At 62.7% G+C, this 10,209-nt stretch carries 12 protein-coding genes; 8 read left to right on the forward strand and 4 right to left on the reverse strand.

Going from position 1 to position 10,209, the window contains the following annotated elements; all coding sequences use genetic code 11:
* A partial coding sequence (locus tag QZ184_RS07635; protein ID WP_296418881.1) for a hypothetical protein occupies positions 1 to 467 on the reverse strand: 467 nt, incomplete at its 3' end.
* Between the two features lie 73 nt (positions 468 to 540).
* On the opposite strand from QZ184_RS07635, the gene QZ184_RS07640 reads away from it, so the two are divergent.
* From QZ184_RS07640 to QZ184_RS07650, 3 genes are all read left to right on the forward strand, one after another.
* On the forward strand, positions 541 to 2,103 hold the full coding sequence (locus QZ184_RS07640) for an APC family permease (RefSeq protein ID WP_010313756.1): 1,563 nt from the start codon (positions 541 to 543) through the stop codon (positions 2,101 to 2,103).
* 261 nt (positions 2,104 to 2,364) lie between these two features.
* Positions 2,365 to 2,568 carry a hypothetical protein gene (locus QZ184_RS07645; protein WP_296416712.1) on the forward strand — a complete coding sequence of 68 codons (204 nt, stop codon included), beginning with the start codon at positions 2,365 to 2,367 and terminating at the stop codon, positions 2,566 to 2,568.
* 60 nt (positions 2,569 to 2,628) lie between these two features.
* A complete protein-coding gene (locus tag QZ184_RS07650) occupies positions 2,629 to 3,036 on the forward strand; it encodes a hypothetical protein (RefSeq protein WP_296416713.1) in 408 nt (135 codons plus the stop codon).
* Here QZ184_RS07650 and cobA read toward each other — a convergent pair.
* Positions 2,973 to 3,761 carry a uroporphyrinogen-III C-methyltransferase gene (gene cobA, locus QZ184_RS07655; protein WP_010313761.1) on the reverse strand — a complete coding sequence of 263 codons (789 nt, stop codon included), beginning with the start codon at positions 3,759 to 3,761 and terminating at the stop codon, positions 2,973 to 2,975. The two genes, QZ184_RS07650 and cobA, sit on opposite strands and share 64 nt — an antisense overlap.
* Positions 3,758 to 4,306 carry a hypothetical protein gene (locus QZ184_RS07660; RefSeq protein WP_363155132.1) on the reverse strand — a complete coding sequence of 183 codons (549 nt, stop codon included), beginning with the start codon at positions 4,304 to 4,306 and terminating at the stop codon, positions 3,758 to 3,760. Before QZ184_RS07660 ends, cobA begins: the two co-directional genes overlap by 4 nt.
* Positions 4,307 to 4,432: 126 nt before the next feature.
* On the opposite strand from QZ184_RS07660, the gene QZ184_RS07665 reads away from it, so the two are divergent.
* The 4 genes from QZ184_RS07665 to QZ184_RS07680 all read left to right on the forward strand — a co-directional run bounded on the left by QZ184_RS07665 (position 4,433) and on the right by QZ184_RS07680 (position 8,389).
* The gene (locus QZ184_RS07665) at positions 4,433 to 4,612 is read left to right on the forward strand and encodes a hypothetical protein (protein ID WP_296418885.1); all 180 of its coding nucleotides are present in this window, start codon (positions 4,433 to 4,435) and stop codon (positions 4,610 to 4,612) included.
* Between the two features lie 212 nt (positions 4,613 to 4,824).
* Positions 4,825 to 6,396, forward strand: a complete 1,572-nt coding sequence (locus QZ184_RS07670) for a ferredoxin--nitrite reductase (protein ID WP_296416715.1) — start codon at positions 4,825 to 4,827, stop codon at positions 6,394 to 6,396.
* Between the two features lie 316 nt (positions 6,397 to 6,712).
* Positions 6,713 to 7,603: a formate/nitrite transporter family protein gene (locus tag QZ184_RS07675; protein ID WP_010313770.1), complete on the forward strand. Its 891-nt coding sequence runs from the start codon at positions 6,713 to 6,715 to the stop codon at positions 7,601 to 7,603.
* Between the two features lie 3 nt (positions 7,604 to 7,606).
* The gene (locus QZ184_RS07680; RefSeq protein WP_296418886.1) at positions 7,607 to 8,389 is read left to right on the forward strand and encodes a hypothetical protein; all 783 of its coding nucleotides are present in this window, start codon (positions 7,607 to 7,609) and stop codon (positions 8,387 to 8,389) included.
* A gap of 69 nt (positions 8,390 to 8,458) precedes the next feature.
* Here the strand turns inward: QZ184_RS07680 and cynS are convergent, their stop codons facing one another.
* The gene (gene cynS / locus QZ184_RS07685; RefSeq protein ID WP_071777923.1) at positions 8,459 to 8,920 is read right to left on the reverse strand and encodes a cyanase; all 462 of its coding nucleotides are present in this window, start codon (positions 8,918 to 8,920) and stop codon (positions 8,459 to 8,461) included.
* A 218-nt stretch (positions 8,921 to 9,138) separates the two neighbouring features.
* Between cynS and QZ184_RS07690 the strand changes: the two genes are divergently transcribed.
* Entirely contained in the window at positions 9,139 to 10,203 is a 1,065-nt protein-coding gene (locus QZ184_RS07690; RefSeq protein WP_296418888.1) for an anthranilate phosphoribosyltransferase family protein, read from the forward strand.
* Positions 10,204 to 10,209: the final 6 nt, after the last annotated feature.

Here is a 10,209-nt window from a genome sequence, read left to right on the forward strand (position 1 = left end):
TTGCAGCCCTGGACGGAGATCCGGTAGGTGAAGCCCGTGGCCGCCTGATCGCCGCTGGCGCCGATCTTGAAGTTCACCTGGTTCACCGTTTTGCCGGGAACAGCACGAACGGTCCACTGACGGCCCGTGCCGACATTGGGGGCATAGGAGTCATTGACGACCTGGAGATTGGAGCCATCGGTGAACTTCAGGTAGGCCTGAATCGGATACGTCGCGCTCACCGAGGAGTTGGCGGTGAAGAACAGCTTGTAGCTGCTGTAGGGCTGGTTAACGAAGAAATCGGTGTTCCAGTTCGGGCGGCTGAAGGGCAAGGGGCTGCCCAGGCTGATGGTCTTGGTGACGATGTTGCTCTGGCCATTACCGCCCACGGGGGCGAGGAACTGACAGGAGGCCAAAGCCGGGGCAGACGCCATGAGGGCACCAGCGCCGATCAAGGCGGTGACTCCAGCACGCATGAAAGCCGACATCGAAAAGAACGATCACTGGTTTCGCTCTAGCCAGAGCTGACCAGGATGGGAAGCACTGCAGGAAACACCCCGAATGGCCCTGTCGCGCAGCCTCGGCCTGCGCAGCCTGACCCTGGCGGTGGTGAGCGGCACCATCGGCTCGGGCTGGCTGTTCGCACCCTTCTATGCCGCCCGCAGCGCCGGGGCCGCGAGCCTGATCGCTTGGCTCCTGGGCGGAGTGCTGGCCTTTGGCCTGGCCATGGTCTTCGCCGAACTCGGGGCACTGGTGCCCAGCTCCGGCGCCCTGGCGCAAATCCCAATGCTCAGCCATGGCCGCCTGGCCGGGTTCATCGGCGGATGGTGCGCCTGGGTGGCCTACCTGGCCCTTCCCACCATTGAGGTGCTGGCGATGATCGAGTACCTGGCCAGCGACCTGCCCTGGCTCACCCTCGATGGCGGCCAAGGCCAGGTGCTCAGTCCCTGGGGCATGGCCTTCGCCGCTCTGCTGCTGGTGCTGATGACCTGGGTGAACTTGGCGGGGGTGCGCACCCTGGCCCGCTGGATTGACACCCTGACCAGCTGGAAGCTGGTCATTCCCCTCCTGATTTCGGCCGTCCTGATGCTCAGCGCTTCGGACTGGAGCAATCTGCTGGTGACCGTGGGAGCACCCGGCGCAGGGGAGAACTGGCTGCCCGGCATTGTTCATGCCATCAGCAGTGGCGGCATCCTCTTCAGCCTGCTGGGATTTCGCACCGCCATGGATTTGGCGGGCGAAGCCAGAGACCCCCAACGCACCGTGCCCCTGGCCATGGGCCTTGGACTGGGGCTCTCCATCGCCATCTATCTGGCGCTGCAGCTGGCCTTTCTCGTGGCGGTGCCCCACAGCAGCCTGGGCGCAGGCTGGGGAGCGCTGCAGCTGAGCGCCCACGGCGGCCCCCTGGCGGCGATCGCCATGGGACTCGGTCTGAGCTGGGTCGTGGGGTTGCTGCTGAGTGATGCGGTGATCTCCCCGGGAGCGACCGCCATGACCTACTTGGGGCTCTCCGGCCGGGTGGCCTGGATGATGGGCAGCCTGCGTCTGCTGCCCAGACGGCTGGAGCACCTCAACCGCCAAGCCGTGCCCAGCACAGCACTCATCCTGAGCTTGGTGATTGGCGTTGTGATGCTGCTGCTTGGCCCCAGCTGGCAGCAGATCGTGAGCTTCCTGACCGCCTGCTTGGTGATTGCCTTGGCCGTTGGGCCCGTCAGCCTGCTGGCCCTCCGTCAGCAGCTCCCGACTGCCCATCGCGCCTTTGCGCTTCCTGCTGCCGCACTGGTCTGTCCGCTGACCTTCATGGCCGCCAGCTGGGCTGTGCTCTGGTGCGGACGCACAGCCGTTGAAGGCGCCATCGCCCTCGTCCTGGTTCCGGCCCTGATCTTTACGGGAGTCAACCGATGGCAAGGCCGACCGCTCGATGGGACGCATGGCCGTTGGTGGTTTGGCTACTTAATCGGCCTGCTGCTGATTGCCGAGCTGAGCGGCTCCAATCGCCTGATTCCCGGCGGCGAACTGACACAGATCGCTCTGGCCAGCGCCTTCTCCTTGGCCGTTTTCCCCTTCGCTGTGCGATCCCGCCTGCCGCAGGTCTCGAGCGAAGCCCAGGTCCAGATCAATTAACCGGCCGCCGCTGTCGATGGCCAGTTGCTGACATGGGTCGCGACCGGGGATCACTGGCGAACGGCTCAAGCACGCCATGAGCTAGGCACATTCACCTACAAAACCTAGAAATCAAGGCGCAATCAGACGCGATCCCAAAGAAAACGTGAAGCGCTTTTTTGTTTGCCTTCCAAAGGCTCACGTTTGATTGCGTGGGGAAACGAACACAGAGCTGGGAGACATTCACCGGCCTTAGAAATCACCCAGTCAGCAGTCGGATTCATGGGCGACCATCTGCATCTCGTCGGACTCACCGGTGATGGCTGCCGGATCGCCCGTGACGGGGGCGGCGGCTATGTCGTGAACCACAACGACAGCGACGGAAGCTGGGAGCGGGTCGCCAACCTTCCCGCGGCCTATGCCGTTTGCGAGCGCTTCAGCCAACGGGACGCCCTCGGGCTGCCCAATTGGCGCGCCGAGGCCTAACGACCAAAAGGCAACTGGACCAACCCTGATTAGCGTTAGTCCAACCCTTGGAAGGTTGTGATGACAGCCCCCTCCAGCAGCTGCACTGACCGCCCGGGCCGCGCCGGGATCAGCAGTGACAGCTTTTCTGCCCGCAAAGAACAGGCCCTGGTGATCTTGCTGGCCCAGTCCCTCGCCGAGGCACAGATCGGCCGGGCCGATGCCCAAGCCAGCCAAGGCCTCTGGAATGAGGTGGCGGAACTGGAGCTTGACCCAGATCGGATCATCAACCTGCTCTACGGCGGCGAAGACCTAAGCGATCGAGCAGCCCTCAAGGAACGGGATCAGCAGTGGCTCTCCGCCCAGGTGCGCCGAGCACCTCGCGGATGGTCCCTGCGAACCCTGCACCTGGGACGCCCTCAGCCCTATTTGAGCGGAATCGGCATCTCCACGAGGGCCGGCTCAGGGGCGCAGCTTTCAACGCGCTGACTGACGACATCGCCAATCACCACGATGGACGGGGAGGCCAGCTCCGCCTCCTGAACGGCTGCAGCCAAACCACCCAAGGTGGAGACCACCACCTTCTGCCCCCGCACCGTGCCTTGCTGCACCGCCGCAGCAGGGGTTGAGGCGTCCAGGCCGCCGGCAATCAACTCCTCACAGATATGGGGCAGGTTGTGCAGGCCCATGTAGATCACCAGGCCATCACTGCTGCGGGCTAAGCCGCGCCAGTCCACCCCAGGACGACGCTTATCAATCTCCTCGTGACCGGTCACGAAGGTGACGGAACTGCCGGCACGGCGGTGGGTCACGGGAATGCCGACATAGGCAGGGGCGGCGATCCCAGCCGTCACCCCGGGAACCACCTCAACGGCGATCCCATGACGCTCGAGGTGGGCTGCCTCCTCACCGCCACGACCAAAGAGAAAGGGATCCCCACCCTTCAGGCGCACCACGCAGCGATGGCGCTTGGCCATCTCCACCAGCACGGCATTGGTGCTGGGTTGGGGCACAGAGTGATGGCCCCGGCGCTTACCAACGAAGTGCTGCTCGGCACCGTCCGGCACCAAGGCCAAGACCTCGCGCGGCACCAGTGAGTCATAGACCAGGGCATCGCACTGGCTGAGCAAACGCTGGGCCTTGACCGTCAGGAGGTCGGGATCACCGGGACCAGCCCCCACCAGATACACCTTGCCGGCAACGTCAGCGGTCATGGCAGATCGAGCAGGAGGTTGAACAAGAACTGACGGGTGGCCGGACGCTCCAGCAGCGCCAGACAGGGGGAGACGTCCGTCCGTAGGTGGGCCGTCATCCGATTGGGCGCAAGGGCCAAGGGCAATGCCGCCGCATCGCTCGGGGCGCTTCGGTCTGCACTTAAGCAGGGCACCCCCAAGTAGCGGCTCAGGGCCGAGAGGTAGCGATCCGCCACCCCTGGCCGAAGGGGATGGTGCAACACAGCCGGAGCATTCAGCGCGCGCAAATGCTCCAACCAGGGGCCCCAGGCCCCGAGGAAAGGAAGCGTGCACACCTGATGCCCTTCTCGGCGCAGCCGATCACGGATCCCCGGCACATCACTGCGGGCATGGCTGCCGGGCGTCAGCAGCAGGGGCACCAACAGCAGCGATTGCCCCTGGGGCAGCTCCAGAGGATCAGCCGTGAGGGCTTGCAACCAAACCGGAGCCTGACGGGCCTGGGCGAGATCGTTCAGCAGCTCAGTGATGACCTGGGGAATCTGCCCACCGGCGTGGCCGTGGACCACCAAGAACAAGGGCGACTGCCCAGCAGCGGAGGGCTTCGGTAGCAACGGCCACCGCCAGCACCCCGGGCCTGCTGATGGAGTCACATCCACCGGATTCATAGGAACACGATGCCAGCTGCCCGCCCCTTGCCCAGCTCCCGCCGCAGGCCCCAGAGCAGCTACGGACGCCCCCGCTACCGGGAGATGCAGCCCACCCCGCAATGGAGGCGCGAACTCGATGCCGACTTCGCCGCCATGGGCAAGGTCTGGCAAATGATTCGCAGTGGAGCGACGCGAATGCTGGGCGAAATCGGACGCCAATACTGAGCTGCGCGGGGCCGAAGAGCGAGACCATCAACCCGGAAGATGGGGCCCCTTTAGGTATCCGTTGACACCCTTTTCACCACTCCCCTTGGACGGCGTCGATCCGTAACAACGGCGACAAAGCAGTGCAGAGGGCGAGTGATTTGATTCCTCTCACTAGTCGTTCTTTGTTTTGGAAACGGCTCAGTTGCTGACTTCATCTGAACCGATTTCCCATGGTGGCGACGCCAACGATGTCCAACGCAAACGAGACACCCAGCGCACTACCGAGCTGGCTCGAAGGTAAAAAGCTCAATAAGATTGAGCAGAACAAAGCGGCCAAAGACGGCCTACTCGTCGGCAGCGAAATCGAGACGTTCGCCAAACTTGGATGGGAGAACGTCGATGAGACGGATCTTCAGCTGCGACTGAAGTGGTACGGAATGTTCTGGAGACCCAAAACTCCAGGGCTGTTCATGATGCGCCTGCGGGTTCCCAACGGGGTGATCTCCGCAGAGCAGCTTCGGGTCGTCGGCAACATCGTGGCTCGCTATGGCAGCAACGGAAGCGCCGACATCACCACGCGCCAAAACATCCAAATGCGCGGCATCCTCCTGGAGGACCTGCCCGAGATTCTGGGTCAACTCAAAGCGGTTGGCCTGACCACCATCCAATCGGCCTTCGACAACCCCAGGAACGTCACCGGAAATCCCATTGCCGGCATTGACCCCCTGGAGATTGTCGACACTCGCCCGTACACCCAGGAGCTCGAAAACTTCCTCACGAGCAACCACCAGGGCAACCCCGAGTTCTCCAACCTTCCGCGGAAGTGGAATACGGCTGTCGCTGGTGCACGCGACAACTTCCTGCTCCACAACGACATCGCCTTCCACCCCGTTGAGCGCAACGGCGAGATGGGCTTTGGCGTCTGGATCGGCGGCATCCTCTCCTCCCAGATGAATGCCTATGCCATTCCCTTGAACGCCTGGGTCAAACCAGATCAAATCTGCGCGATCACCGAAGCCGTGATCAAGATCTGGAGGGACAACGGAGAGCGGGACAAGCGCCCTAAGGGTCGCTTCCGCCTGTACCTCGACGAGGTTGGCCTGGAGGCTTTCCGGGCCATGGTGGAAGAACGCTTTGGTCCGCTGACCCCAGATCCAGGTTCAGTCTTCGACGCTGAACCCCGCTCCCACTACGGCATCCACCCGCAGAAGCAGCAGGACCTGCACTACGCCGGTGTCCATGTTCCCGTCGGACGCCTGCTGGCCGAAGACTTCCAAGACATTGCCGCCCTTGCCGAGCGCCATGGCGACGGCAGCGTGCGCCTGACGGAAGATCAAAACGTGATCTTTACCGGCATCAGCAGCGCTCAACTCCAGGCCTTTGAAACGGAACCACTGCTGCAGCGCTTCAGCCTGAACCCCAGCCACATTGCCGCTGGCACCGTCAGCTGCACCGGCAACAGCTACTGCAGCTTTGCCCTCACCAACACCAAGGATCAAGCCCTCGCTGCTGCTGAAGCGCTGGATCGTGAATTGGTCCTTCCGGAGGAACTGAAGATCCACTGGACGGGCTGCCCCAACACCTGCGGCCAGGCCTACATGGGCGCCATTGGTCTCACCGGAACCAAAACCAAACAGCCCGATGGCGGCATGGGCGAGGGCTACAACATCACCATTGGCGGCTCCCAAGGTGCCAACCCTCAAATCGGCGAGATGCACCGCAAAGGAGTTCCCGCCAGTGAAATCCAAGCGGTGCTGAAAGAGGTTCTCATTGAACAGTTTGGCGCCAAGCCCAGGACGTAAAAAGCCGCAGTCCGCACTACACATTTACCGGCATTTTTGAGACCAGGTGCTCCTTTCTTCTGAAGCCTGTCCTCAATCAGATCGCACCGTCTCACCCTCAACTTCGGACGCATGTCTTCATCAACGACGCAACAAAAGAGAGATGTCTTCTCTCGGTTTGTGAATTGGCTGAGCAGCAGTGGCACTGACAAAGCTGCCGTCAACAGGCCCCAAGGCAGCCAAGACATCATTTCTCGCTTGATGAACCGCATTAGCGGTTAATTCCCTTCCTCACACATCACTTGCAGAGCAAAACATGAGCGCGACAGCTTCACAGATGGACTATGTCCTACCCAACGAATTAGTCGACGGCATGATTGCTGCCGGCGGCAAAAAAGCAACCGTCAGCGTCAAGAACCTGCTGATCCGCGGTTTCTATTCCGGAGCCATCCTCGGTCTCGCCGTGATCCTGGCCCTGACCGTGGCCGCCCAGAGCAAGATGCCCTTCCTGGGCTCGCTGCTCTTCCCCTTCGGCTTCGCCAGCATCGTCCTCTTCGGCATGGAGCTGGTCACCGGCAACTTCGCCCTGCTGCCCATGAGCGTCTGGGCCGGCAAGGCGAGCTGGAGCGCCACCTTCCGCAACTGGGCCTGGGTCTGGATTGGCAACTTCATCGGCACCGCCGTTGTTGCCCTGATCATGTGGGCCAGCCTGACCAGCGCCGGCACCGTTGAGCCCCTGGCCGCTGCCGACGGCGGTAAGGGCTGGCAGGTTGTGGCCGCCACGATCATCAAGCTCAACAAGCTGAATGTGGTCACCAAGTACGAAGCCCTTGGCAGCACTGGCTTCTTCCTGGCCTTCCTGCGGGGCATGGTCGCCAACTGGCTGGTCTGCCTGGGCGTGACCATGGCCCTGGTGAGCAAGAGCGTTCCCGGCAAGCTGCTGGCCTGCTGGCTGCCGATCACGGCCTTCCAAACGATGGGCATGGAGCACATCGTGGTGAACCAGTTCCTGCATACCGCCGGCCCCCTGCTGGGCTCCGGTGTGTCCTTCGGCAAGGTGATCGTCTGGAACTTCATCCCCGTCACCCTCGGCAACATCGTGGGCGGGATGGTCTTCATCGGGATGCTCTTCTACAGCACCCACCGCACCAAGATGCCCAACGTTCTCCCCAGTGAGCACGACGACAAGCTGGAGCGGGAACTGGCCGCCGAGCTGGGGGCTCGCTGATCAATGGGACTCGCTGTCGCCCCTGCCTCTGACCTTCTTCAGCCCCATGAGGAAGCTGCTCTGAGCGAGCGGCTCGGACGCTGGCGGCGGCAGCCCCTCACCCCTGAAGAACTGAGCGCTCTGCTGCCTCGGGTCTCCGATCCCACCCTTGCCCTCAGCCTGGCTGAGCGGCTGGGGATGGCCGGACCCGAGGCCATTGCCTTGATCCTTCCCCTCTGCCAATCGCAGGGCATTTCTCTGCCCCTCATTCGCGCCCTGGGGATCTGTCATCACCCCCAGGCCTGCACCCAACTCCTGGCCTGGCTGCCAGAGGCCGGACCCCTGGAGCCCGATGTGCTCGAAGCCCTCGGCTGCTGGGGCAATCTGATCGATTTCAGAATCATCGAATCAGCGCTGAGCGCCCCGGGCCAGAGCCATCGCCTGGCAGGCCTCAGCCTGCTGACCTTCCGCAATCGCAGCCTGACGGCCGAGGAGGTCCTACGCCTGACGACGCCTCTGCTGCAGGACTTTCGCGCCGATGTGGTGATTGCCACGATCAAGCTGCTGCAACGGCGCAACGAACCCAGCGTCTTAGCTGCCATTCGCGGCTGCATCAGCACCGAAGCTCTGCCCCGCGTCGCTGAAGCGGCACTCCAGGCCCTCGGTTGCATCGGCAGCCTGGAATGCTGCCAGCAGCTGCTGGAGCTTCGAGGCGAATTGGCTGGCACAGCCTTAGAAGAGCCGCTGCAGCGTCAACTCAAGGCTCAGGTCAGGCATCAAGCCCTGGTCGAGCAGGCCTTGGCATAACTATTCATTTCTACAATTCGCCACAAAAAAAGCCCACCGTTGGTGGGCTTTTGCGTTGGGAGCCGAAGCTCACCATTTCTTATAAGGAAGGAACTTGCCACACATGGTGACTTTCACGCGGTTACCAGCAGGATCTTCGACTTTGTCCACATCCAAGGTGAAGTCAATGGCGCTCATAATGCCATCACCAAACTTCTCTTGGATCACGTCCTTCAGGGGCATTCCGTACACCTGCATGATCTCGTAGAAGCGATAGATCAGCGGATCAGTCGGGATCACAGGATCCAGACCGCCCTTGGTCGGGAACGACTGCAGTGCCTCGGTAATGGCATGGTCAAGGCTGAGCAGTTCAGCCAGCTTTTGGGCTTCTTCAGCCGAAGCGGTGGACTGGCAGTAGAACAGCGAAGCGATCCACACTTCATCGCGACCCAGGGCGGCCTCCAGATCAGCGAAGCTCAGCCCTTTGGCCTTCTTCGCCGCCATCAACGTCGCCGTGATTGTGGCGGGAGAGGGAGCTGCCAACGAGGGCATTGAAACAGGAGTAACCGTCATGGAGACAGGCCAGAATTGATGAGAGGAGTGAACAGAATGAAGCGCAATCTGCGTTCTGCTCGCATGTCAGATTCGCTGCAGATGGGGATCAACTTCGCAGCCTTTGTTACCGAGCCTGAAACAACTTGGTAGCTGCTGCTACCAGATCGGGCCTTGCCGGCACGGAGAATCCAGTGAGAACGAGCTCTTCTGTCGGCTTGACCTACGCCGCTCCCCCAACCGACGGCCCGCCGAATGGCCGTGAGCTGTTCAAGGCCTATCTCCGCAAAGTCGGCAGTGGCGAGCACACCAGTAGTGGACTGACGCGCGAGGAAGCCGCCCACGCCCTGGAACTGATGCTCGATGGGGCCGCTAGCCCGGCCCAAATCGGCGCCTTCCTGATCGCCCACCGCATCCGCCGGCCTGAGCCTCAGGAGCTCACCGGGATGCTGGATGTGTACCGAAAGCGGGGCCCGCAGCTGACAACCGGCAAGCCAGCCATCAGCTTCGGCATGCCCTTTGACGGGCGCACGCGCACCGCTCCGATCTACCCCCTAACCGCCCTGGTGCTCTCGAGTGCCGGACTCCCCGTGGTGCTGCAAGGGGCCGGCCGCATCCCCGTGAAATACGGGATCACGGCCCAGGAGCTGTTCGCCTGCTTGGGCCTGCAGCTCGCCGGCCGAAGCGTCGAGTGGGTCCAGGCCAAGCTCAACGCTTGCGATCTGGCGTTGGTCCATCAACCGGACCACCTCCCGGATGCCGAAACCCTGATCCCTTACCGCGAGGATCTCGGCAAGCGGCCACCGCTGGCCAGCCTCGAGTTGCTCTGGACTGCGCACCAGGGCGAGCACCTGCTGGTCAGTGGCTTTGTCCACCCGCCAACCGAAGCGCGGGCCTGGAAGGCACTGGACTTAGCGGGGGAAACCAACGTGCTGACCGTCAAAGGCCTGGAGGGAAGCACCGATCTGCCGATCAGTCGGGCCTGCGTGACGGGTCGTCCAACCCGAGAGGAGGACGGGCGCCAGATTCTCCACCCCCGCGACAACGGTTGCTACGGAGCCGACCCGCTTTGGGACGGGCTGGAGACCTGGGGGAACCAAGCGGCCGCCGCCCTAGGCGGGCAAGGGGAACTCGCGACCGCCTTGATCTGGAATGCAGGCACCTACCTCTGGCAGGCCGGACTGGAGGCGAACCTCACAGGCGGCCTCGAACGCTGCCGGGAACTGCTGAACTCGGGGGTGGTGATGGCCCACCTCCAGCGTCTGCGCCAGGAGATGGGCTGAGAGCAA

It is taken from the genome of Vulcanococcus sp. DEBay_Sum22DG08_74, from assembly GCF_017852955.1.
Lineage (GTDB): Bacteria > Cyanobacteriota > Cyanobacteriia > PCC-6307 > Cyanobiaceae > Vulcanococcus.